Below are 26,864 nucleotides of genomic sequence, written 5' to 3'. Positions count from 1 at the left end.
GTCGTTCTCGGACTTTGCGGTGTGGGAGCGCGAGAACGGGGTGCCGCAGGAGAGTCTGGCGTTTTGGCGGGAGGCGTTGAGCGGGGCGGATTCGGTGCTGGATCTGCCGCTGGATCGACCTCGTCCAGCCCGGCGGAGCGGGGCGGGGGAGCGGGTGCCCTTCGGTCTGGACGTGCGGGTGACCCGGCGGCTGGTCGAGGCATGCCGGGGTGAGGGTGCGACCTTGTTCATGGGGTTGCTGGCCGCGATGAACGTGGTGGTCTCGCGCTACTGCGGGAGCGGCGATGCGGTGGTCGGGACCTTTTCCTCTAATCGGGTGGTGCCGGAGTTGGAGGAACTGGTCGGCTTCTTCGTCAACACTCTGGTTTTGCGCACGGATCTGAGTGGTGATCCGGGGTTGGGCGAGGTGATCCGGCGGTCCCGGGACACCGCCGTGAACGCATTCGCTCATCAGGAGGTTCCTTTCGACCGGATCGTGGAGGAGTTGGCTCCGGTTCGTACGCCGGGGGTGACGCCGTTTGTTCAGGTTGCGGTGGTGGTGCAGAACACGCCCGAACCGACGGAGGAGTTCGCGCCAGGTCTGCGGGTTGAGCCGGTCCCGGTCGAGGTGAGCACAGCCGCGTTTGACTTGTCGCTGCACGCCTGGCAGAGCGAGTCGGGCGAGTTGGAGGGGTTCCTGGAGTACTCCACCGAGTTGTGGGATCGGGGGAGTGCCCAGCGGCTGGGAGATGCGTTGCGGCTGGTGCTCGAGGCGGGGCTCGCCGATCTGGACCTGTCCATTCACGAACTGCCTCTGGTTCCACCCCTGGTGCAGGAAGTGGATCAGTCGACTCCGGCGCGCCTCCTGCACGAGTTGATCGTTGAGCAGGCGGCTCGGTGTCCCGGCGCGGTCGCCGCGACTTGTGCCGGAGCCGAGCTGACCTACGGCGAGCTCGAACATCGCGCGCGTCGGCTCGCAGCCCGTCTGAACGAGCTCGGCGTCTCACCGGGGACGACTGTCGGCGTCTGTCTCGAACGATCGCTTGACGTGCCGGTCGCGCTGCTGGCTGTGCTCTTGGCCGGAGCCGCGTACCTGCCGCTGGAACCCGAATACCCGCGGGAACGCCTGACGTACATGATCGAGGACTCGGGGACGACGGTGATCATCACCGACGATGCCTCCGCTCCTCGCCTCCCGGAAGGGCTCCGGCTCGTTCGGGTCGCGGATGGCGTCGCGCCGGGCTTCTTGAGTGCGGCCGGATATGGGCCGGACAGCCTCGCGTACGTTATCTACACCTCCGGCAGCACCGGGCGGCCCAAAGGAGTCGGGGTTCCGCACGGCGCTGTCACGCGGCGGGTCAGCGAACCGGGCTGGCTGCCGCTGGACGGGCACGAGGTGTTCCTGTTCGCCACTCCGCTCTCGTTCGACGTGTCGGTCCTGGAGGTGTTCGGCTGCCTGGTCAACGGGCACACCCTGGCGATCCTCCCGCCGGGAAAGGCGCTGCCCGAGCGGGTCGCCGCGTTCCTGGCGGCCGAACCGGTCACCGTGACCTGGCTGACGGCCGCGCTCTTCCACGCCGTCGTCGACTGCGCCGAGCGCCCGTTCCCGACCGTACGCTGGCTGATCGCTGGCGGGGACCAGCTGTCCGCCGACCACGTCGGGCGGGCCGCCGCGCTGGTCCCGAACGGCCAGGTCATGAACGGGTACGGCCCGACCGAGTGCACGATCTTCAGCACCTGCTATCCGGTGCCGCGCGACCACACCGGGCATGTGCCCATCGGCGACGCGCTGCCGTACACCAGCGTGAGCATCGTGGACCGGCGTCTCCACCGCGTGCCGGACGGCGTCACCGGCGAACTGCTCGTCGGGGGTGACGGGCTGGCCCGAGGGTATCTCGGGCGGCCGGGGCTGACAGCCGAGCGGTTCGTGCCCGATCCGCGCCCGGGAGCGGCGGGGCGGCGGCTCTACCGGACCGGGGACCTGGTGCGACGCCGCGGCGACGGGCTCATCGAGTTCCTCGGCCGGGCCGACCAGCAGGTCAAGATCCGGGGGTTCCGGGTCGAACTGGCCGAGATCGAGGCGGTGCTCCGCAAGCATCGGTCGGTACGGGACACCGTCGTCACCGCGCCCGAGCACGAGGGCGACCGCAGGGTGATCGCCTACGTGGTCGCGGAAGGGGCGTGGCCGGGGCCGAGCGAGATGTTCCGGCACGCGCGGCTGGCGCTGCCCGGATACATGGTGCCGTCGCAGTTCGTCCTGCTCGACGCGCTGCCGGTCAGTCCCAGCGGGAAGGTCGACCGGGCGGCGCTGCCGGAACCCGAGGCCGGGCGTCCAGATCTCGACCGGTCGTACGAGCCGCCGCGTGACCCCATCGAGCAAGCAGTCGCCGGCATCTGGACCACGCTGCTCGGCCTGGACCGCGCGGGAGTGCACGACCACTTCTTCGACCTCGGCGGCCACAGCCTCCTCGCCGGCCGCCTGCTGGCCCGGATCCGGCGCGCCTTCGGCCGAGATGTCCCCCTCGCGGACTTCCTGGCCACCCCCACGATCGCCAACCTGTCCGAACTCCTCCGAGACCGCCTGACCTCCCCCTCCCCCTCCACCCGCCCCGCCATCACCCCCGGCCCTCATGAGGGCCCCCTGCCCCCCTCCCTGGGTCAGCGGCGGCTGTGGTTCGTGGACGGTCTGGCCGGTGGTGGCCGGGATTATTCGGTGGTGTGGCCGTTGCGGCTGACCGGGGTTTTGGATGTGGGTCGCCTGAATGGGGCGTTGTCGGCTTTGGTGGCGCGTCATGAGGTGTTGCGGTCGCGTTTTGTGGGGGTGGGCGGCGAGCCGGTGATGGTGGTGGATCCGCCTGTCCCGGTTCGGGTGGAGTGGATCGACGCGTCGGGAGGGTCCGGTTTACCGGAGGACGTGGCCGCGGGCTGGGAGTGGGTCGACTCGCCGGTGGAACCCGGTTCGCCGGGGGACGTGGTCGGGGGGTTGGTTCGGGCGGAGGGGCGGCGGGTTTTCGATCTGGCCGCGGGGCCGGTGGTGTTTTTCCGGTTGGTGCGGGTGGGTGCCCGGGAGCATGTGCTGGTGGTGTCGGCGCATCACATCGTCTTTGACGGCTGGTCCGGGACGGTTTTCCTGCGGGATCTGGCCGCTTTGTATCGGGGCGATGTTCTAGCGGATTTGGCGGTGTCGTTCTCGGACTTTGCGGTGTGGGAGCGCGAGAACGGGGTGCCGCAGGAGAGTCTGGCGTTTTGGCGGGAGGCGTTGAGCGGGGCGGATTCGGTGCTGGATCTGCCGCTGGATCGACCTCGTCCAGCCCGGCGGAGCGGGGCGGGGGAGCGGGTGCCCTTCGGTCTGGACGTGCGGGTGACCCGGCGGCTGGTCGAGGCATGCCGGGGTGAGGGTGCGACCTTGTTCATGGGGTTGCTGGCCGCGATGAACGTGGTGGTCTCGCGCTACTGCGGGAGCGGCGATGCGGTGGTCGGGACCTTTTCCTCTAATCGGGTGGTGCCGGAGTTGGAGGAACTGGTCGGCTTCTTCGTCAACACTCTGGTTTTGCGCACGGATCTGAGTGGTGATCCGGGGTTGGGCGAGGTGATCCGGCGGTCCCGGGACACCGCCGTGAACGCCTTCGCTCATCAGGAGGTTCCTTTCGACCGGATCGTGGAGGAGTTGGCTCCGGTTCGTACGCCGGGGGTGACGCCGTTTGTTCAGGTTGCGGTGGTGGTGCAGAACACGCCCGAACCGACGGAGGAGTTCGCGCCAGGTCTGCGGGTTGAGCCGGTCCCGGTCGAGGTGAGCACAGCCGCGTTTGACTTGTCGCTGCACGCCTGGCAGAGCGAGTCGGGCGAGTTGGAGGGGTTCCTGGAGTACTCCACCGAGCTGTGGGACCGCAGCAGCATCGAGCGGCTGAGCACGGCGTTAAGGCTGGTGGTGGAAGCCGGAGTCGCCGACCCGGACCTGCCTATCTACGAACTGTCCCTGATCTCCCGCGAACAGCCGTATGCCCTAGATGGTGGGCCTGCCGCGAGTGACGAACGAATCGCATGCCTTTTCGCGAGACGGGTCGAACAGCATCCCCAGGCCGTCGCTTTCAGAACCGCCACAGCCGAGCTGACATACGCGGAACTCGACCGCCGCGCGCGGGCCCTGGCGGTCAGACTCCACCGGCTCCCGCCGGAGAGCGTCGTCGGCGTCCGCCTCGGGCTCGGACTCGACCTGCCCGTGGCGGCCCTCGCCATCCTGTACGCCGGAGCCGTCTACCTACCACTCGACCCGAGCCACCCCGACGACCGCCTGAACTACATGATCGAGGACTCGAACGCCCAGGTGATCATCACCGACGGCACCTGGACGCCTTCCACGCGGCGGCGCATCATCCAGATCGACGACCTCGACCGCCTGCACAACCTGCCCGACCTGCACGAGCTGAACGAACTGGACGGCCCGCCTGACCTGCACGAGCTGGACGAATCAGACGGCTCACCCGAATTACACAACCTGCACGTCCTGCACAACCTGCACGTCCTGCACGAGCTGGATGGCCTGAGTGATCTCGGCGACGCGACCATGGTCGTCACCGGTGCCGATCCGGAGGCGCTGTCGGCCGTCGTCTACACGTCGGGGTCCACCGGCCGCCCCAAGGGAGTGGCGATCACCGGGCGCTCCCTGCTCAACCGTCTCGCCTGGATGCATCGTGACCTGCCCTTCGCTCCCGGCGAGGTGGCCTGCCAGAAGACTCCCATCGCGTTCGTCGACAGCCTGTGGGAGCTGCTCGGTCCGGCGCTGGCGGGCGTGCCCACGGTCGTCCTCTCGCCCGAGGCGACCCGCGACCCGCACGCGCTCGTCGCCGAGCTCGCCGCCAACCGGGTCAGCCGCATCCTGCTCGTGCCGTCGCTGCTGCGGCTGCTGGTGCGTACCGTCCCCGACCTGGCCGCGCGATTGCCGTACCTGACGACCTGGATCAGCAGCGGCGAGCCGCTCTCGCACGAGCTGGATCGTCTGTTCCGCGAGGTCATGCCGGGCCGCGCCCTGGTCAACCTGTACGGCGCGTCCGAAGCCTGGGACGCCCTCTGCCCGGACGCCGCCCCGGGCGAGCCGGGGACGGCGAGCAGTGTCCCGGTCGGGCGGCCGATCGCGGGCGTACGGGCATGCGTGCTCGACCGGCGGGGAAACCCGGTACCGGCGGGCGTTCCCGGCGAACTGCACGTAGGTGGCGCCTGCCTGGCCCGTGGCTACCTGGGACGGCCTACCCTGACCGCCGAACGTTTCCTCCCAGACCCAGCTGGATCGGGACAGCGCCTCTACCGCACCGGCGACCTGGCCAGGGTCCGCGCCGACGGGCAGGTGGAGCTGCTCGGCCGGGCCGACCACCAGGTCAAGATCCGCGGGGTGCGGGTCGAACCCGGCGAGGTGGAAACCGTCCTCGAAGAACTCCCCGAGGTGGCACAGGCCGCCGTCGTGGCCGTGCCGGAGGCCGCCGGACGCGAATCCGCCGGACGCGAATCCGCCGGGCACGAATCCGCCGGGCACGAATCCGCCGGGCACGGATACGTCGGCGACGGAAGCGCCAGGCACGAAGACATCGGGCACAAAAACGTCGGCCAGGGGAACGTCGGGCGCGAAAACGTCGGCCAGGGGAACGTCGGGCGCGAAAACGTCGGCCAGGGGAACGCTGGGCATGGAGACGTCGGGCACAGGCTCGTCGCGCACGTAGTTCCGGCCGGGCGCTGCACCCCGGACGGGCTGCGGCGAGCCCTGGCCGCCCGGCTGCCCGCGCACCTGGTCCCGGCCCAGGTCGTGCTCCGCGACGAGCTGCCCCGCACCGCCACCGGCAAGATCGACCGCCGGTCCCTGGCCGAGGACCCCCTTCCCGCCCAGGAACCCGTCCAAGCCGTTCCCGCCACCCCACTGGAGCGGCGGATCGCCGCCGTCTGGGCCGAGGTGCTCGGTCGTGACGTCGGCGGGCACGACGACTTCTTCGACGTCGGCGGGCACAGCCTGCTCGCGCCCGTGCTGGTCGGGCGGCTGTCCGCGGAGCTGGCCGTCGAGCTGCCGCTGAGCTGGGCCTTCGACCATCCGACCGTGCACGCCATGAGCCGGTCGCCGGAAGTCGCGGCCCACCGGACGCCGCAGGACCGGACGCTGGAGGAGAGGCCATGACGGACCCGAGGAACCCCTGGCTGGCCCGATTCCGGCCGGCCGGAGACGGCGCGATCCGGCTGATCTGCTTCCCGCACGCGGGGGGCGGCGGCGCGACCTTCCGCGACTGGGCCGACGACCTGCCCCCGGAGATAGACCTGTGCGGGGTACGGTTCCCGGCACGCGAGAGCCGCCTGCGCGAGAAGCCGTACCTGCGGATGGACGAACTCGTGCCCGCCCTCGCCGAAGGCCTGGCCGACGACCTCGCCCGGCCATACGCGCTGCTCGGCTACTGCTCGGGGGCGCTCGTCGCCTGGGAGCTGGCCGCGTTCCTGGCCAGGTCGGGACGGCGCCCGCCCGAGCTGCTCGCCGTCTTCGCCTTCCCCGCCCCGGCCCTGATCGAGCCGACGCTGGTGCACCGGCTGCCGACCGAGCAACTGACCGCGCACCTGCGCGGCCTGGGGGTCATCCCGGACGCGATCCTCGCCGACCCGGGCCTGTTCTCCATGTTCGAGACCGGCGTACGCGCCGACTACGAGGTGTTCGAGACCTGGACCCGCCGCGCCGAGCCACCCCTGACGGTTCCGGTGACCGTCTTCGGCGCCGCCGCCGACCCGAGCGTCACCGTGCCCGAACTGGCCGCCTGGCGGGCCGAGACGAGCGGCGAGTTCACCCTGCGGGTCCTGGCCGGCGACCACTCCTTCTTCACCGCGTCCCGCCGCCGCCTCACCGGCTCCGTCGCCGCCGACCTGCTCGCCGTCCGGGCGGTGAACCGCTGATGATCGAAGCGCCGATGTCGGAGGTCAAGCGCCGCCTGCTGGCCCGCCTGGCGGCCGGTTCCGCGGGCCCGCCGCGCGCCCGCGTGCCCCGCCGCGAAGGCGACGGCCCGGTACGGCTCTCGCCCGCTCAGGAACGCGTCTGGCTGATGGACCGGCTGGCCGGTGACGTGCCGCTGTTCAACCTGGTCATCGCCGGCCGGCTGCGGATGGACGTGGACCTGGCCGAGATCCGGCGGCGGCTGGCCGCCATCGTGGCCCGGCACGACGCGATGCGGATGACCGTGGCGGAACACGACGGCGAGCCCGTCATGCGGATCGCGGCCTCCGTCCCGGTGGAGATCCCGCTGGTGGACCTCTCCGGCGCCGAGCCCGCCGCCGCAGAACGCCTCGCCTACCAGCGCGCGTACGACACCGGTGCCCGCCCCTACCGGCTCGACCAGGGACCGCTGTGGCGGGTGGAGCTGATCCGCCTCGGCGAGGGCGACCACGTGCTGGTCATCGCCGCCCACCACATCGCCGTGGACGGCACCTCGCTGACCCTGATCCTGCGCGAGCTCGCGGCCCTCGAACCCGCCCCCGAACTGCCGGTCGGGTACGCCGACTACGCCCAGTGGCAGCGCGAGCAGCTGGCGGGCGGCGGCCTGGACGCCGATCTCGGCTACTGGCGCGAGCGGCTGGCCGGGCTGGAACCGCTCGAACTCCCCGCCGACCGCCGCCGCCCGGCCAGACCGACCTACGAGGGGCATTCGCTCCAGGTCCTGCTCGACCCGGAGCGAGTGCGGGCGCTCGGCGAGATCGGGCGGGCGGCCGGGGCGACGCCGTACATGACCGTGCTTGGCCTGTATTGCGTGCTGCTGCACCGTTATACGGGGGCCGCCGACATCGCGGTCGGCAGCTTCGTCTCCGGGCGGACCGAACCCGAGCTGCATCACCTGGTCGGCATGTTCGCCAACATGGTGGTGGTCCGGGCCGACCTCGGCGGGCGTCCGGCTTTCCGTACCGTGCTTGAGCGGGTCAGGGACGCGCTGATCGGTGCGATGCGGCACCAGAACGTGCCCTTCGAGCGGCTGGTACGCGAGCTGCGCAGCGACCACGACCCGTCCGCGCCGCCCCTGGTCCGTCTCGCCTGCAACATGCCCGCCGAGGCCGGGGCGCTGCCCCCGATCGGCGAGACGGTCCCGCTGGACGTCACCAGGCGGGGCTCCCAGCTGGACCTGACGCTACACATGATCGAGGAGAACGGCGGCATCCGGCTCACCTTCGAGTACGCGGCCGACCTGTTCGACGAGGCCACCGTCACGCGGATGAGCGATCATCTACTACGCCTGCTCGACGGCGTCCTCGCCGAACCTGACCGGCCGATCGCGGAACTCCCGATGACTGCGCCAGGTGAAGAGCGGCTACTGCGGTCTTGGGAGGAAGGGCCGGTCGCGGGCGCGGGGCTTGCGATGGCTACGCCGGGTGCGGAGCGGTTGCTCAGGTCCTGTGAGGAGGGACCGGTCGCGGGTGCGGAGCTCGCGATGGCCGCGCCGGGTGCGGAGCGGTTGGTCCGGTCTTCTGAGGAGGGACCGGTCGTGGGGGTCTGGCCGCCGCTGCACGAACTGGTCGCCGAGCAGGCCCGGCGCACCCCCGGCGCGGTGGCCGTAGTGGGCGGCGGGCGCGAGCTGACCTACGCGGAGCTGGAAGCCGACGCCGGCGACCTCGCCCACCGGTTGTGCGCGGCTGGCGTCGGCCCGGAGACGCCGGTCGCGGTGTGTCTGCGCCGCGGGCCCCGGTTGCCCGCCGCGCTGCTCGCGATCTGGAAGGCGGGTGGCGCGTACCTGCCGGTTGATCCCGGCCACCCCGCTGCCTGGATGGACACGGTGCTCGCTGGGGTGGACGTGGTGGTCACTTCCCGCGACCTCGCGGACCGGATTCCAGCACGCGGGCGCCACCTCGTCCTGATCGACGAAATCAACGACATCGGCGACATGGGCGACGTCACCGAGTGCACCAACGCCATTGAGGCCACCGAGGTCACCGGCGTCAGCGGGACTGGTGCGTTCGACCCGCCTGAGGTCCACCCCGGCAACGCCGCCTACGTGATGCACACCTCCGGTTCGACCGGCCGTCCCAAGGGTGTCGTCATCACCCACGCCGGTATCGCCAACCGGGTCCTGTGGACCGTGCGGGAGCACGGTCTCGGTGCCGGCGACCGGGTGTTGCAGAAGACGCCGCTCACGTTCGACGCGGCCGGGTGGGAGTTCTTCGCGCCCCTGGTCAGCGGTGCGACGGTGGTCCTCGCGGCGGACGGCGCGGAGCGCGACCCCGCCGCCCTGGTGCGCGCCGTCGGCGACCACGGCGTGACCGTGCTGCAGGTGGTGCCCGCGCTGCTGCGGCTGCTGGTCGAGGAGCCCGGCTGGGAGCGATGCGGCGCGCTGCGACTGCTCTTCTGCGCGGGCGAGGCCCTGCACGCCGACCTGTGCGCGCGGGTACAGGCGCTGACCCGGGCGCAGATCCACAACACCTACGGCCCGACCGAGTGCTCCATCGACGTCACCTGCCACCCGGTCGGCGCCGAGCAAGGCGCCGTGCCCATCGGCACGCCGATCGAGAACCTGCGCGTCCTCGTCCTCGCCGACGGAGCGCGCGCCCCGGTCGGAGTCCCCGGGGAGCTGTACGCCGGGGGAGTCGGCCTCGCGCGCGGCTACGCGGGACGTCCCGGCCTGACAGCCGAACGGTTCGTGCCTGATCCTTTCCGGCCGGGCGAACGCCTCTACCGCACAGGCGACGTCGCCCGCTGGACCGGTGCCGGAACGCTGGAGTTCCTCGGCCGGACCGACCACCAAATCAAGATCAACGGTGTCCGGGTGGAGCCCGGCGAGGTGGAGGCCGCGCTGCTCGCCCACCCTGCCGTGCGCGGGGCCGTCGTGAGCGCCCACCGCCTGCCGTCCGGGCCGGCCCGGCTCGTCGCCCACCTCACCACCCGCACGCCGGTCACGCCCGCCGCGCTCCGCGAGGACCTGCGCTCCCGCCTGCCGGACCCGCTCATCCCCTCGGTCCTCGTCGAAGTGGCCGACTTCCCCCTGACGACCAGCGGCAAGATCGACCGGGCCGCTCTGGCCGCGCTCCCGCTTCCACTCCCGCAGGAAACGGCCACCCCTCCGCGTACGGCCACAGAACGGCTGGTCGCCGAGGTCTGGCAGGGCCTCCTGGACGTCTCCCCCGCCGCCGAGGACGACTTCTTCCAGCTCGGCGGGCACTCGCTGCTGGTCGCCAGGCTGGCGGCACGCCTGCGCGAGGCCACCGGCCGCGAGGTGGACCTCCCCGAACTGTTCGCCGCCACCACCGTCCGCGCGCAGGCCCGCTACCTGGAAGGCCCCGCCGCCGCAGCACCGCCCCCGCTGACCCCCCGCACCTCCACCGGCCCCGGCCCGCTCTCCTTCGGCCAGCGCCGCCTATGGTTCCTGGACCGGCTCACCCCCGGCAGCCCCGAGTACGTGGTGCCCCTCATCATCCCCGCCCCCGGCCAGGAACGCCCCCGGCTGGCGGCCCTTGCCCACCGCCACGACGTGCTGCGCACCCGCTACATCGCGACCGAGGGCGAACCACAAGCGATCGCCGACGCCCACACCGAGGTCCCACTGACCGAGGCGTCCGCCGAATCGGCCGCAGAAGTCGCCGACCTGATGGCGGGACTCCTGGCGAACGGCTTCGACCTCGCCACCGGCCCAGTCTGGCGAGCCCTCCTGATCCACCTACCCGACGACGAGAACCTCCTCGCCCTGACCATCCACCACATCGCCTGCGACGCCCGAACCCTGACCATCCTCGCCCGCGACCTCCAGGACCCAGACCTCCTCACCCGCGATCCAAGAAAGATCACGACAGGTGAGGGACCTGGTGGGTCTGGCGTTCTTGCTCGTGATTTGGGCGAGGTCGTGAGGAGGGGTGAGGGGGTTGGCGGGTCCGGCCTTCTTGGCCGTGGTTCTGGTGAGGTCGCGGCAGGTGAGGGAGTCGGTGGGCTTGGCGTTCTCGCCCGCGATTCCGGCCGGTTGGGATACGCGGACTTCGCCGACTGGCAGCGGCGGGTGCTTGATGGGGAGCGGCTGGCGGGGCTGATCGCGTTCTGGCGGGAGCGGCTGGCCGGGGTTGAGGCATTCGATCTGCCTGGGGATCGGCTCAGGCCCGCTGTGCGTGATCCCCGCGGGGCGATGTTCGGCTTTGAGGTCGCGGCCGGGGATCTGGTCGAGCGTGGGCGGCGCTCTGGAGCGACGCCGTTCATGACGCTGCTGGCGGCGTTCTACGTGTTCCTGGCCCGGCACACCGGCCGTACCGACCTGGCCGTCGGCGTGCCCGTGGACGGACGCGACCGGCCCGAGCTCGACGACATGGCCGGATTCTTCGTCAACACGCTCGTGCTGCGCGCCGACCTCGGCGGCGATCCGGCGTTTCCCGAGCTGCTGGAGCGGGTCAGAACCGTCGCCCTTGAGGCGTTCGCGCACCGGGACCTCCCCTTCGAGCGGCTGGTGGACGAGCTGCGGCCCGAGCGGGACCTGTCCCGTACGCCCCTGGTGGGCGTTCTGTTCGACCTCCAGACCGGCGACGACCCCGGCACGGACACCGGCGACGACGCGCTGTCGGCCTGGCAGACCGCGAAAGCCGACCTCACCCTGATGCTGCGCTTGCGTCCGGACGGAACCCTGGCCTGCCGGTTCGAGTACGCCACCGCGCTATTCGACCGGGCGACGATCCAGCGTTTCGCCGACCGCTTCACCCTGCTCCTCGATGCTCTCACCGGCCATCTCGACGCGACCGACGCGACCGACGCGACCGACGCGACCGACGCGACCGACGCGACTGGCGAGGTGCCGATCTCCCGGCTGGCCATCCTCGGGCCGGAGGAGCGGCGGTCTTTGGCCGAGTGGGGGAGCGGACCCGCAGTCCAGGACCCGCCCGCCTGCCTGCACGAGCTCGTGGCCGCCCAGACCCGCGCCACCCCGGCCGCCGTCGCAGTCTTCGCCCCCACCGGCTCGATCACTTACGCCGAGCTGGACGCGCGGGCGACCAGGTTGGCGGCGCGGTTGCGCGCGGCCGGGGTTGGCAGGGGCGAGATAGCCGGAGTCTGCCTGGAGCGTGGCCCCAGCCTGGTGGTCGCCCTGCTTGCCGTGCTCAAAGCCGGAGCCGCCTACCTCCCTCTCGACCCTGAGGACCCCCACGAGCGACTGGCCTGGCTGATCGCCGACACCAGCGCGGCCGCCGTCATCACAGACCGGCCCGACCGGCTGCCTCCAGCTGTTCCCACCCTCGATCCCGAAGACCAGCGGATCGACCGGCCCGACCTGCTGCCCTTAGCCGTACCCACCCTCGATCTCGAAGATCAGCAGTTTGACCGGCCGGATCGGCTTCCCTCGGCTGTTCCCACCCTTGATCTCGAAGACCAGCAGTTCGACCGGCCCGACCTGCTGCTCTCGGCCGTACCCACTCCCGATCCCCAAGACCAGCGGATCGACAAGGCCGGCGGCCTGCCGGAGACGGATGCTCGGGATCTCGCGTACGTCATCTACACCTCCGGGTCCACCGGGACTCCCAAGGGGGTGATGGTGGAGCACGGCGCGATCGTGAATCGGATGCGGTGGATGCAGCGGGCCTACAGGCTGGGGCCGGGGGATCGGGTGTTGCAGAAGACCCCGTTCACCTTTGATGTCTCGGTTTGGGAGTTCTTCTGGCCGCTCATCACCGGAGCCGCACTCGTGACTGCCCCGCCGGGGTTGCACCGGGACGCGCGCGGGCTGGCCGCCTTGGCGGAGGAGGAGCGGGTCACCCACCTGCATTTCGTTCCGTCGATGCTGGACGCCTTCCTCGACGTGGAAGCCCGTCTGCCGGGCGGAGTCAGGGAGGTGTTCTGCAGTGGCGAGGCGCTCACCGCCGCCACCGTGCGCCGCTTCCGGGAAGCGAGTTCGGCGCGGCTGCACAACCTCTATGGCCCCACCGAACTCGCTGTGGACGTCACCTTTCATCAGACCGCCGACCGCGATCCGGTCCCCATCGGCGTACCGATCGACAACATGCGCGCCTTGGTGGTGGACGGCGATGGCGAGCCGGTCCCCGTCGGTGTGCCGGGCGAGCTGCTGGCCGGAGGGGCGGGAACCGCGCGCGGATACGTGAACCGGCCGGGGCTGACCGCCGAACGTTTCGTGCCTGACCCCGGCTGCCCCGGCGAACGGCTCTATCGCACCGGTGACATCGTGCGCTGGACCCCCCAGGGAGACCTGGAGTTCCTCGGCCGCGCCGACGACCAGATCAAGATCCGCGGGTTCCGGATCGAACCGGCCGAGATCGCGGCGGTCGCCGCCACTCACCCCGCCGTTCGCGAGGCCGTGGTCGTGGCCGAGCGGGACCGTCTGATCGCCTACTACGTGCCCAGGGCCGGCGAACCGCCGGCCGACGATGACCTGATCCGGTACTGCGGGCGGCGGTTGCCCGCCTACCAGGTGCCCGCCACCTGGATTCGCATCGACCAGCTCCCGCTCGGCCCCAACGGCAAGCTCGACCGCCGCGCTCTGCCATCCGCCGGGACGATCCAGCCCGAGGGCGACGAACCGCCCGGTACCGCCGCGGAGAAGCTGGTCGCCGCCATCTGGGCCGGGCTGCTGGGCGTCGAACCCGGCATTCACCAGGACTTCTTCGCGCTGGGCGGCCACTCGCTGCTCGCGCTCCGCGTGCACCATCGTCTGATCGAGGAGTTCGACGTGGACCTGCCGCTGCGCGTGCTGTTCGAAGCCACCACGGTGGCCCGCCTGGCGCGGGCCGTCGAGGACGAGATGACGGCACAGATCGAGGGACTTTCCGACGCCGAGGTGGAGCGGCTGCTCTCCCGAGGAGGGCCGCGATGACCCACGACGCACGCGACGTACCTGCTACGCGGGACGCAACTGGCACACGCGACATATCTGACATACGGGACGCATCCGAGGCGCGAGGCGTTTCGCGTTCGGCCGCCCTCCGTCGTGAGCTGCTGGAACGCCGCCTCGGCGGGACCCAGCGCAGCGGGCGCACGCTGCCCCGCGCGGACCGCGCCCTGCCCCTGCCGCTGTCACCCGCGCAGCGCCGCCTCTGGTTCCTGGACTGGCTCTCCCCTGGCACCGGCGAGTACGCGGTCCCGCTCGTCCTGCGCCTCCACGCCCACCAGGACCCCGATACCGTACGCCGCGCCCTGTCCGCGCTGGTGGCCCGCCACGAGATCCTGCGCACCCGCTACGTGCTGGCCGACGGCGAACCCCGCCAGGTGATCGACCCGCCCGCCCCGGTCGAACTGAGCTGCGCCGATCTGGACGGCGAGGACGTGAGCGAGGCGATCGGCAAGGAGGTCTGGCGCGGGTTCGACCTGGCCGAACGGCCGTGGCGGGCGCTGCTGCTGCGGCGGCCCGCGCCGGACGGGCCGCTGCTGGCGCTGACCGTTCACCACATCGCCTGCGACGGGTGGTCGCTGGGCATCCTCGGCAGGGAACTGGCCGCGCTCCTGGCCGGTACGCCGCTGCCGCCCCCTCCCGCCGTCCAGTACGCCGACTTCGCCGCCTGGCAGGCCGCGCGTCCCGCCGAAGGCCGCGATCTGGACTACTGGCGGGCCAGACTCGCCGACCTCACCCCGGTGGACCTGCCGGCGGACCGGCCCAGGCCCGCCCGCCGCGACGCCGCGGGCGCGATGACCGTCTTCGAGGTCCCCGCCGCGGTCGCCGAAGCGGCCACCGCGGCGGGGCGGGTCCGCGGCGCGACGCCGTACATGACGATGCTCACCGTGTTCCTCCTGCTCCTGGGCCGGTACGCGGGACAGCGGGACGTCGTGGCGGGAACCCCCGTCACGGGCAGGACCCGGCCGGACCTGGACGGCGTGGTCGGCTCCTTCGTCAACCTGCTGGCGCTGCGCGCCGACCTGGGCGGCGACCCGGCCTTCGCCGAACTCCTGGACCGGGTCAGGGAGACGGCGCTCGGCGCGTTCGCCCACCAGGAGCTCCCCTTCGAGCGCCTGGTGGACGCGCTCGGCGCGGACCGCGACCTGTCCCGCAATCCGGTGTTCCAGCACGTCTTCGCCTACGAGGAAGCACACGAGGAAGGCGGCAGGGAAGTCCACGAGAATGGCGGGCGCCACGCGGGCCCCGAGCCGGTCGCGGTGGCCTCGGTGACCGCCAAGTTCGACCTCCAGCTCACCCTGCACCGCCGCCGGGACGGCTCCCTGCTCGGGGCGGTCGAGTACGCCACCGCCCTGTTCGACGCCGCCACCGCCGAAGGTTTCGCCCGCCGCTTCACCCGCCTGCTCGGCGCGGTCGCCGCCGCCCCGCTGGCCCGGCTGAGCGAGCTGCCCATCCTGGACGAGCCGAGCCGGGCCGAACTGCTGCGCTGGAGCGGCGCGCCCGCCGAGGATCGCACCCCCGACGTGGTGAGCCGCTTTGAGGAGCACGCCCGCCGGGCACCCGGCCGGGTCGCGCTGGTCGCCGGGACCGACCGGCTGACCTACGGCGAGCTGAACACCCGCGCCAACCGCCTGGCGCACCGCCTGCGCGCCGAGGGCGTGCGCCCCGAGACGCGGGTCGGCGTCTGCCTGGACCGGGGCGCGGACCTGGTGGTGGCCCTGCTCGCGGTGGCCAAGTCCGGCGGCGCCTACGTCCCGCTCGACCCGGCCTACCCGGCCGACCGGCTACGCCTCATCGTGGCCGACGCGGGGATCGACCTGGTCGTCACGGCGGAGGCCCACGCGCATCTGGTCCCAGGCCGCCAACTCCGGCTCGATCAGAGCTTCGACGATCAGCATGCCGATCAGGGCGTCGGTCTGGGCGTAAATCAACACGATCAGAGTCTTCGTGTGGGCGTGGATCGGCGCCTCGATCAAGGCGTCGGTCTGGGTGGGTACGACCGTGATCCGGAACCGTGGGGCGAGCACGACCGGCTGGCGTACGTGATCTACACCTCGGGCTCCACCGGGCGGCCCAAGGGTGTGCTCGTGACGCACGCCAACCTGGCCCGGCTGTTCACCGCCGATCGGGAGCGGTTCCGCTTCGGCCCCGGTGACGTCTGGACGATGTTCCACTCCTTCGCCTTCGACTTCTCGGTGTGGGAGATGTGGGGCGCCCTCGCTCACGGCGGGCGGCTGGTCGTCGTGCCGCACGCCGTCGCCCGCGAGCCGGAGGCGTTCGCCGCGCTGCTGGCCGCCGAGCGGGTCACCGTGCTCAACCAGACCCCGTCGGCCTTCGCCGCGCTCGCCCGCGCCGCCGCCCACCGGCCGCGCCTGGTCGTCTTCGGCGGCGAGCGCCTGGACGTGGCCGCCCTGCCCGACTGGCCGGGCGTCGAGTTCGTCAACATGTACGGGATCACCGAGACCACCGTCCACGTCACCCACCAGACCGTCACCTCCGGCCTGACCGGCAGCCCGATCGGGCGGCCCTTGGCCGACCTGCGCGCTTACGTCGTGGACGCGTTCGGCGACTTGGCCCCGCCCGGCGTGGCGGGCGAGCTCTACGTGGGCGGGGCCGGGGTGGCCCGGGGCTACCTCGGCAGGCCGGGACTCACCGCCTCCCGCTTCCTCCCCGACCCGTACGGCCCGGCGGGCGCCCGCCTCTACCGCACCGGCGACCTGGCCCGCTGGACGCACGCCGGTGACCTGGAGTTCCTCGGCCGCACCGACCACCAGGTGAAGATCAGGGGCTACCGGGTGGAGCCCGGCGAGATCCGGGCCGCCCTGCTGACCTGCCCCGGCGTCGCGGACGCGGCCGTGGTCGCCCGCGAGGACACTCCCGGCGCCCGCCGCCTGGTCGCCTACGCCGTCCCCGCCGGACCGGAAGCCGCCGCCGGGCTGAGGGCCGCCACCGCAGCCGGGGTGCGCGAGTTCCTGCGCGGAACCCTCCCGCCGTACATGGTGCCCTCGGCCGTGGTGTTCTTGGACGCCCTGCCCCTCACCTCCACCGGCAAGCTCGCCGTGGCGGAGCTACCGCCACCCGGCGGCGACCGTGAGGACGGATTCGTCGCACCCGCCACCCCTGCCGAGCGCCGCATGGCCGCGGTCTGGCAGGACGTCCTCAGGCGCGACACGGTGGGCACCGGGGACGACTTCTTCGACCTCGGCGGCGACTCCCTGCGCGCGGTCGCGCTCGCCGGAGCGCTGCGGGCCGAAGGCTTCGACGTCGCGGTCCGGGACGTGTTCGAGCACCGCACCGTCGCCGGTCTCGCCGCGCACACCGCCGGACGCCACGCCCCCGACGCCTTCACCCCGATCGCCCCGTTCAGCCTCATCTCCGCCGCCGACCGCGAACGCCTCCCCCCGGGCGTGACCGACGCCTACCCGCTGTCGCGAGTCCAGGCCGGAATGGTCTACGAGATGCTCGCCGACCCGGACGTCCGCAACTACCACAACGTCACCAGCTTCAGCCTGCGCGACGAGGTCCCCTTCTCCGCGCCGGCCCTCCGGGAGGCCGCCGCGATCGTCGTGGCCAGGCACGAGGTGCTGCGCACCTCCATCGACCTCACCGGGTACGCCGAGCCGCTCCAGCTCGTCCACGACCACGCCGACATGCCCGTCGGCGTCCACGACCTGCGCGGCGACCCGGACCAGGACGCCAGGATCGCGGCCTTCCTCGCCGGGGAACGCCAGGCGCTGTTCGACCTCGCGGCCCCGCCGCTGCTGCGCGTCTCCGCGCACCGCCTCACCGACGGCGTCTGGCGGCTGTCGATGACCGAATGCCACGCCATCCTGGAAGGCTGGAGCTACCACTCCTTGCTGATGGAGCTCCTCGACTGCTACCGCGCGCTGCGCGACGGCCTGCCCGTGCCGCCGCGCGCGACGCCGGAGTTCCGGTACGCCGACTTCGTGGCCGCCGAGCGCGCCACCCTGGCGGATCCGGACGCGCGGGCGTACTGGACCGGCGTCGTACGCGAGCACGCCCGGCTGGCCGTACCCGCCGCCTGGGCCGACCCGGCGGGCGGGCGGGAGCCGTACCAGGTGGCCGTGCCGCTCTACGCGCTGCACGCCGGGCTGGCCCGGCTGGCGGCGGAGGCAGGGACGCCACTCAAGAGCGTGCTGCTGGCCGCACACCTGAAGGTGCTGTCCCAGCTCACCCACGAGGACGCCGTCCACACCGGGCTGGTCTGCGACACCCGGCCCGAGGTGCTGGACGCCGACCGCGTCTACGGGATGTTCATCAACACCGTCCCGTTCCCGCACCGGCCCGGCGCGGCGACCTGGCGCGAGCTGACGCGGCAGGTGTTCGCCGCCGAGACCGCGATGTGGCCGCACCGGCGCTTCCCCCTGCCCGCGATCCAGCGCGAGCTGGCGGGCGGGCGGCAGCTGGTCGAGGTCTACTTCAATTATCTGGACTTCACCGTCGTCGACACCGGTCTGGTGGACCTGCCCGGCAGCATCGACCTCAGCCCGAACGAGTTCCCGCTGTCGGTGACCGTCCTGGCGGGCCTGCTGACGCTGACCTCACGCCCCGAGGTACTCGGCCGGGCCGGCGCCGGGCGGCTGGCCGGGATGTACGAGGCGGTGCTGACCGCGATGGCGGCCGACCCGGACGGCGACGCCCTCGCGGCCCGCCTGCCGGACGGCGAGCGGGACCGGCTGCTCGGCGAGTGGAACGCCACCGCGCTGATCCGGCCCGAGGTCAGCGCCCTGGAGGTGATCGAGGAGACGGCCCGCCTGCTGCCCGACACGCTCGCCGTCTCCGCCTGGGACGGCTCCCGCCGCACCTACGCGCAGCTCGACGCGCGCGCCAACCAGGCCGCGTGGCTGCTGCGCGACCTCGGCGCGGGGCCCGAGTCGGTCGTCGGCGTCTGCCTGGACCGGGGTCACGACCTGCTGCCCGCGCTGCTCGGGGTGTGGAAGGCGGGCGCCGCCTACACCCCGCTGGAGCCCGCCCACCCGGCCGAGCGCCAGGCCGCGCTGCTGGCCGACGCGGGGGCCAGGATCCTGATCGCCGAACCGGCGTACGGCGCTGCGCTGCGGGCGGCGGGCTGGGACGGCACGCTGGTCAGCGCGCCCGACTGGGACGACCTCCCCACCGGCCGCCCGCCCGTCGAGGCCGACCTGGACGGTCTCGCGTACGTGATCTACACCTCGGGTTCCACCGGCCGCCCCAAAGGCGTCCTGATCGGGCATCGGGGCCTGGCCAACTACCTGTGGTGGGCGGTGGAAGGCTACGCCGCCCACGGCTGCGGCGGCGCACCGCTGTTCTCCTCGATCGCGTTCGACATGGTGGTGCCCAACCTGTTCACCCCGCTGATGCTGGGCCAGCGGGTGCACCTGCTGCCACCCGACCCCGAGCCCGGCGCGCTGGGCGGGCTGCTCGCCGACGCCGCCCCCTACAGCTTCGTCAAGCTCACCCCCGGCCACCTGGAACTGCTCACCCACCAGCTCGACCCCGCCCGGGCCGCCGGGCTCGCCGAACTGCTGGCGGTCGGCGCGGACGCCTTCCCGGCCGGCGTGCTGGACCGCTGGACGGCCAAGGCCGGCGCCACCCGGCTGCTCAACGAGTACGGCCCCACCGAGATCTCCGTCGCCAACAGCACCTACACCGTGGCCGGCCCGGTGGACGGCGACCTGGTGCCGATCGGCCGCCCGATCCCCAACACCACGATGTACGTCCTGGACGCCTGGCTCGAGCCGGTCCCGGTCGGGGTGATCGGGGAGATCTACATCGGCGGGGACGGCGTCGCCCGCGGCTACAACCGCATGCCGTCCCGCACGGCGGAGCGGTTCGTACCCGACCCGTACGGCCGTGCGGGGTCGCGCCTCTACCGGACGGGCGACCTCGGCCGGGTTCGTCCCGGCGGTGACGTGGACTTCCTTGGGCGTACCGACGACCAGATCAAGATTCGCGCGTACCGCATCGAACCGGGGGAGATCCAAGCCGTGCTGACGGCCCATCCTGAGGTACGCGAGGCTCTCGTCCTGGCGAAGGGCGAGACACTGGTCGCGTACTGGGTGCCCGCGGTAACTGAGCGCACCGGGGACGGCCGTCCTGACCTGGCAGCCTGGTGCGGGGAGCGGCTGCCGGACTACCTGGTGCCCGCCCGTTTCGCCCGGATCGACGCGATCCCGCTCAACGCCAATGGCAAGGTCGACCGCAAGGCTCTGCCCGAACCGGAGGAACCGGACGTCGCCCGCCGCGCGCCGCGCACCCCGGTCGAGCTGCGCACGGCCGAGATCTGGGCGGAGATGCTCGGCGTCCAGCCCGGCCTCACCGACGACTTCTTCAGGCTCGGCGGCCACTCCATCCTGGTGGTCCGCATGATCGCCCGCCTCCGGGAAACCTTCGGCGTGGCCATCCCGATGCGCGCCGTCTTCGACCACCCCACCGTCGAAGGCGTCGCCAGAATCATCGCAAGCCTGTCGACTCCAGCCCCTGATGGCACCTCTGCGATTCCGCTCGCCGACCGCAACCTCCCGATGCCCCTTTCGCCCGCGCAACGGCGGTTGTGGGTGCTGGACCGGCTCACCCCGGACAGCCCCGAATACCTGGTCCCGATGGCGGTCCGGCTGTCCGGGCCGATCGACGCGGAGGCCGTCCGCGCGGCCTGGTCGCGGATCGTGGCCCGCCACGAGATCCTGCGCACCCGCTACGTGACGGCCGACGGTGAACCCCGCCAGGTAGTCGACCCCGCCGGACCCGTCCCCTTCGAGACCGCCGACGCGGCCGATGAGGATGACGCGTTGCGGCTGGCGACGGCGGCGGCGCGGCGGCCCTTCGACCTGGCCGGGGAGTGGCCGATCAGGGTGCTGCTGCTCCGCACCCCGGGCGAGGACTGCCTGATGGTCGCCGTCCTGCACCACATCGCCTGCGACGGCTGGTCCACCGGCCTGCTGACCAGCGAGTTCACCACCCTCTACCAGGACGCGGAGGACCTGCCCGCGCCCCGCCTCCAGTACGGCGACTACACCGCCTGGCAGGCCGCACAGGCGGGTACGGCCTCGCTCGGCTACTGGCGCGAGCGCCTGGCCCGGCTGGAGACGCTGCCGCTCGCGCTGGACCGCCCTCGGCCGCGCGTACGGGACTGGGCCGGGGACGGAGTCGGCTTCCACGTGCCCGAGCCGACCGCGCGGGCGCTGCGGGAGCTCGCCCGCGAGCAGGGCACGACCCTGTTCGTCACGCTCCTCACCGCCTTCCAGGTGCTGCTGGCCCGCCAGAGCGGAGCCCGGGACATCGCGGTCGGCACACCCGTCGCCGGCCGGGACCACCCCGACCTGGCCGGACTGGTCGGCTGCACGGTCAACACACTCGTCCTCCGGGGCGACCTGTCCGGCGACCCCGCCTTCACCGACCTGCTGGCGGCCGCCCGCCGCACGGTGACCGACGCCCTCCAACACCAGGACGTACCGTTCGAAACCCTCGTCGAGGAACTGGCCACCGACCGGGACCTGTCCCGGCACCCGCTCTTCGACGTGATGTTCGCCATGGAACACGACACCTGGACCGGCACCCCCGGCGCGACCCCCGTCGTCCTCGACGGCACGGTCACCAAGTTCGACCTCGACCTGCACCTGGACGACCACCCAGACGGCACGCTATCCGGCCTGTTCAGTTACGCCACCGCCTTGTTCGACCGCACCACGATCGAACAGCTGAGCGCGCGTTTCCTCCGCCTGCTCGACCTGATCACCGCCACCCCGGGCGCACGCCTGTCCGATCTCGGCGCACTCGCGCCCGCACCTCAACTGGCGACCGCTCCGCCGGTGTGGTCCCGCCCGGTACCTCAAAGCATCGCCGCCCAGGCCGCGGCCACACCCGACGCCCCCGCCGTGACCGGTTCCAGCACGACCCTGTCCTACCGCGAACTGGACCTGCGCGCGAGACGCGTGGCAAGCAGACTCCGTCGCCTCGGAACCACCCCCGACAGCGTCGTCGGCGTCTGCCTCGACCGCAGCCCCGACCTGCTGACAGCCCTCCTCGGCATCTGGTACGCCGGAGCCGCCTACCTCCCACTGGACCCCTCCTGGCCCGCCCCCCGCCGGTCATCCCTGCTCGCCGACGCCAACGCGGTCGCCCTCATCACCTCGAACCCGGTCTCGGCGAACTCCTCGGCGAACCCGGCTGCGGCGAACCCGGCCTGGGCGGACTCGGCTGCGGCGGACCCGGCTTCGCTAGGCACTGCTGTGGTGAACGCGGCTTCGGGCCCGGCTGCGGTGAGCTCCTCGGTGAACTCGGCTTCGGTGGGCTCGGCTTCGGCGGACCCGGCCTCTGCGGAGTCAGCCTTGGTGGACCCGATTTTGGGGGAGGCCGCGCTGCTATCTGCAGCCCCGGCGGCCGGGCTCCCCGTGTTCGCAATCGGGGAATGCGGGTCTGAGCCCTTGGCGGAGCCGGTCGTGGTGGATCCGGACACGCTCGCGTACGTGATCTACACCTCGGGCTCGACAGGCCACCCCAAGGGCGTTGAGGTCAGCCACCGGTCGCTGGCCTGCTACCTGCGGGACGCCGCCGAGCGCTACGACGCCGCAGGAGGCTCGGCCGTTTTGTCCTCGGCCGCGTACGACATGGCGGTGACCGCGCTGTTCGCGCCGCTGCTGGCCGGAGGCGAGGTCCGGCTGCTCCCGCCCGGCCTGGACCCGGCCGCCCTGGGCAGGATGATCGCCGACGCGGGCCCTTACGGGTTCGTGAAGCTGACCCCGGGACACCTGGAAGCCGTGCTCTCCTCCCCGTCGGGCCGCCTCCCCAGGACCGGCGTCCTGGTCGTCGGCGGCGAGGCCCTCACCGCCGGTCTCGCCGCCCGCTGGCTGGCCGCCGCGCCGGGCTCTACCCTCGTCAACGAGTACGGCCCGACCGAGACCACCGTCGCGTGCACGGTGTACGCGACCCGATCGCCGGGCGCGGCGATGCCCGTCGGGCGGCGCCTGCCTGGCGCCTCGGTGCGGGTCTACGACCCATGGCTGGACCTGTGCCCCGGCGGCGTACCCGGCGAGGTAATGATCGGCGGCTCGGGCGTCGCCCGCGGCTACCGGGGCCGTCCCGCGCTGACAGCCGAACGGTTCGTGCCCGACCCCTACGGCCCTCCGGGTTCCCGCATGTACCGCTCGGGCGACCTCGGGCGAATGACGGCCGAAGGTGACCTCGACCTGCTCGGCCGCCTGGACGACCAGGTCAAGATCCGCGGCCACCGCGTCGAGCCCGGCGAGGTCGCCGCCACCCTGGCCGCTCACCCCGACGTCGCGGAGGCGATCGTCGTGGTAACGAACGGCAAGCTGATCGGCTACACGGTGGCGTCCGGGAAGGCCGCCGCGACCGGAAGGTCCGGGGCTGCCGAGAAGGCCACAGCGACTGGGAAGGCCATCTCGACTGCGAGTTTTGGGGCGGCCGAGGAAGCGACAGGGAATGGGGCGGAGCCTGCGACCGCGAATTCGGGGGCGGCCGAGGAAGCCACAGGGAACGGGACGGCGACCGCGACCGCGAGTTTTAAAGCGGCCGGGGGAACCACAGCGACTGGGAAGGCCACCGCGACCGGGAGTTTTGGGGTGGCCGGGGTGGCCGCCGCGGCCGGGAGGGCTGGGGCGGTCGGGGAAGCGGCTCTGTTGGAGTGGCTGAGGCAGCGGTTGCCGGAGCCCATGGTGCCCTGGCGGGTCGTTGGGATCGATGCGGTGCCGTTGACTCCCAACGGCAAGGTTGATCGGGCGGCGCTTCCCGAGCCGTCGGCGGGGGCCGTCTATCAGGAACCGGCCACTCCCGCCGAGCGGCTGCTCTCCGAGATGTGGGCCGAGTTGCTCGGCCTGGACCGGGTGGGCGCTCATGACGACTTCTTCCAGCTCGGTGGCCATTCGATCCTGGCCGTCCGGTTGATCGCGCGAATCCAGGAGGTTTTCGAGGTGGACCTGGCGTTCCGGACGCTCTTTGAACGGCCCACGGTCGCCGGGCTCGGGCAGGCGATCGAAGCGGAGATCCGCGCCGAAGTGGCCCGGCTCACCGACGCGGAGGTCGCGGCCGACGCGCGTACCCAGGAAGGCAGGCGGACATGACAGACGCCGACCGCGAGGAGATGATCCAGCGACGGCTGGCCGGGGCGGGCGCCGGGCGGCGGGCCACGATTCCGCGCGTGCCACGCGGCGGACCGCTGCCGCTGTCGTTCGGGCAGCGACGGCTGTGGGTGCTGGATCGCATCGGCTCGATGGGGGCCGACTATCTGGTGCCCACCGTGATGCGCATGCCCCCGTCCCTCGACCCCGGCCTGACCCGCCGGGCCTGGGAGGCGCTGGTGGCCCGCCACGAGGTGCTGCGCACTCGCTACGTCCTGGTGGACGAGGAGCCCATGCAGGTCGTCGACGAGCCAGGACCGATCGACTTCGAGTTCCGCGAGCTGTCCACCGACGACGCCCTGCTGTGGGCCGCCGAGGTCTCGGAGACGCCGTTCGCCCTGGCCACCCAGTGGCCGGTCCGGGTGCGGCTGGCCCGGCTGCCCGAGGGCGACCACCTGCTGGTCGTGGTGCTGCACCACATCGCCTGCGACGCCTGGTCCAACGGCGTCCTGGGCGAGGAGTTCGGCACCCTCTACGCCGCCTACGCCGGAGGTGGCGAGGCGGAGCTGCCGCCGCTCCCGGTGCAGTACGCCGACTACGCCGTCTGGCAGCGCGACCGCCTGACCGGCGAGCTGCGCGAGCGCATCCTCGGCTACTGGCGCGAGCAGCTCGAGGACCTGCCCCGGATGCGGCTGCCGCTGGACCGGCCCCGCCCGCAGGCGCGCGGCGGAACCGGCGGCACGGTGCCGTTCCGGGTGCCCGCCACGGTCGCGGAACGCCTGCGCGAGCTCGGCAAGGAGCACGAGGCCACCCTGTTCATGGTTCTGCTGGCCGCCTTCCAGGCATTGCTGGGCCGGCACTGCGGCACCAGGGATGTCGTGGTGGGCACCGCCGTCTGCGGCCGTACCCGGCCGGAAGTGGACCGGATGGTGGGATTCCTGGTCAACACGCTGGTGATCCGGTCGCGGTGGGGCCACGACGCGAGTTTCGCCGAGCTGGTCGAGATCGTCCGGGGTTCGATGCTCGGCGCGCTGGACAACCAGGACCTTCCGTTCGAGCGCCTGGTAGAGGAGCTCCAAGCCGAGCGGGACCCGTCCAGGATGCCGCTGTTCGACGTCATGTTCGGCTCCCAGACCGACGACTCCCTCCGCGTCGACCTGGACGAACTCGCGGCCACCCAGGTCGTGCCCGACTCCCCGGCGGCCAAGTTCGACCTCTCCTGCTACGTCGAGGACGTGACCGACGGCTCGCTGCTGGGCCGCCTGGAGTTCGCCACCGCCATCTTCGACCGGGCCACGATCGAGGGCCTGGCCGCCCGGTATGTACGGCTGCTCGACCTGTTCGCCGCCGACCAGGACACCCTCGTGGCCCTCGCCGGCATGCAGGAGACCGGCACGGTCCTGACCGGCCCGCCAGCCGTGGAAGCGCCCCTGGTCCTGGACTCCTTCGAGGCCCAGGCGCGCGCCACGCCCGACGCGGTGGCGGTCGCGACCGGCGGCGTCCGCCTCACCTACGCCGAACTGGACGCCCGCGCGAACGGCATCGCTCACCTCCTGCGAGAGCGGGGCGCGGGCCCGGAGAGCGTCATCGGCGTACGCGTCCCGAGGGGCGAGCACCTGATGCCCGCCCTCCTGGGCGTATGGAAGGCCGGCGCGGCCTACCTCCCCCTGGACCTCGCCACCCCGCCCGCCCGCCTGGCCCAGCTGCTATCCAACGCCGGCGCCCGCATCCTCCTAGCCGCGCCAGGACCTGACGGCGTGGTGCCTGACGGCACGGCGCTGGAAGGCGTGGCGCTGGAAGGCGTGGCGCTGGAAGACACGGCACTGAAGGGCGTGGCGCTGGAAGACACGGCACTGAAGGGCAAAGTGCCGGGGGACACCGTGCCGTTAGGTGTGGTGCCGGAGGGCGTTGACGTGGTCCGGGTGGATCGCCTTGGCGACCTTCCCGCAACTGCTCCCGCGCGCGCGACCGACCCGGACCAGCTGGCGTATGTCATCTTCACCTCGGGATCGACGGGAGGCCCCAAGGGGGTGCTGGTCAGCCAGCGTTCTCTGGCCGGATATATCGCCTCAACCGCCGGATACCCGCACGGCCCCGGCGAGGTGCCGTTGTTCTCCTCGGCGGCCTTTGACCTCGTGGTGCCCGCGCTGTTCCAGCCGCTGATGTCCGGGCGCACGCTGCGGCTGCTGCCGGAGGGCCTGGACCTGGCCGACCTCGGCAAGGCCCTGGCCGCGTCCGCGCCGTACACGTTCGCCAAGATGACCCCGGCGCACCTGGAACTGCTCACCCACCAGCTCACCGCCGAGCAGGCGGCGGGGCTCAGCGGCCTGCTGGTGGTGGCCGGGCAGGCCCTCCCCGCCGAGCTGGTACGCCGATGGCGGGCACTCGCCCCCGCCACCCCCCTGATCAACTCCTACGGCCCGACCGAGACCACGGTCTCCTGCTTCGCCCACCTCGTGCCGCCCGGCGAGGAACCCGCGGACGGCACCGTGCCGATCGGGCTGCCGATGGCCGGGGTGACCGCGCTCATCCTGGACGCCGAGCTGCGGCCGGTGCCCGACGGCGTCATCGGGGAACTCCACGTCGGCGGCCCGGGGCTGGCACGCGGGTACCTCGGCCGCCCCGGCCTGACCGCCGAGCGGTTCATCCCCGCCGCGGGAGGGGGGCGCTTGTACCGCACCGGCGACCTCGCCCGCCGTACCGCGACCGGCGAGGTGGAGTTCCACGGCCGCGCCGACGACCAGGTCAAGATCCGCGGCCACCGGATCGAGCCCGGCGAGATCGCCGCCGTGCTGCGCGCCCACCCCGGCGTGCGGGACGCGGTCGTCGTCGCGCACGGGCAACCCGGCGCACCCCGCCTGGCCGGATACGCCGTGCCCACCGGCACTGCCACCACCGGCACTGCCACCACCGGCACTGCCACCACCGGCACTGCCACCACCGGCACTGCCACCACCGGCACTGCCACCACCGGCACTGCCACCACCGGCACTGCCACCACCGG

At 72.4% G+C, this 26,864-nt stretch carries 5 protein-coding genes (1 of these 5 running past the window's edge); all 5 read left to right on the top strand.

Features of this window, described 5'->3' with window-relative positions:
• On the top strand, positions 1 to 6,136 hold the 3' portion of the coding sequence (locus ABGB08_RS10525) for an amino acid adenylation domain-containing protein (protein WP_347588866.1). It extends 578 nt beyond the left edge of the window; the window shows 6,136 of its 6,714 coding nt (coding positions 579-6,714); its start codon lies off the left edge, out of view; its stop codon occupies positions 6,134 to 6,136.
• Entirely contained in the window at positions 6,133 to 6,894 is a 762-nt protein-coding gene (locus tag ABGB08_RS10520) for a thioesterase domain-containing protein (protein ID WP_347588864.1), read from the top strand. Before ABGB08_RS10525 ends, ABGB08_RS10520 begins: the two co-directional genes overlap by 4 nt.
• Positions 6,894 to 13,769 carry an amino acid adenylation domain-containing protein gene (locus ABGB08_RS10515; RefSeq protein WP_347588862.1) on the top strand — a complete coding sequence of 2,292 codons (6,876 nt, stop codon included), beginning with the start codon at positions 6,894 to 6,896 and terminating at the stop codon, positions 13,767 to 13,769. Before ABGB08_RS10520 ends, ABGB08_RS10515 begins: the two co-directional genes overlap by 1 nt.
• Entirely contained in the window at positions 13,766 to 23,863 is a 10,098-nt protein-coding gene (locus ABGB08_RS10510; RefSeq protein WP_347588860.1) for an amino acid adenylation domain-containing protein, read from the top strand. The genes ABGB08_RS10515 and ABGB08_RS10510 overlap by 4 nt, the downstream gene beginning before the upstream one ends.
• On the top strand, positions 23,860 to 26,864 hold a 3,005-nt coding region (locus ABGB08_RS10505; RefSeq protein WP_347588858.1), incomplete at its 3' end, for an amino acid adenylation domain-containing protein. The genes ABGB08_RS10510 and ABGB08_RS10505, both read left to right, overlap by 4 nt.

The organism is Acrocarpospora sp. B8E8 (genome assembly GCF_039871605.1).
In the GTDB taxonomy this organism is placed as follows: Bacteria; Actinomycetota; Actinomycetes; order Streptosporangiales; family Streptosporangiaceae; genus Acrocarpospora; species Acrocarpospora macrocephala.
Note: the sequence above shows the minus strand (reverse complement) of the source record. Positions and strands in the feature narration are given on the sequence as shown.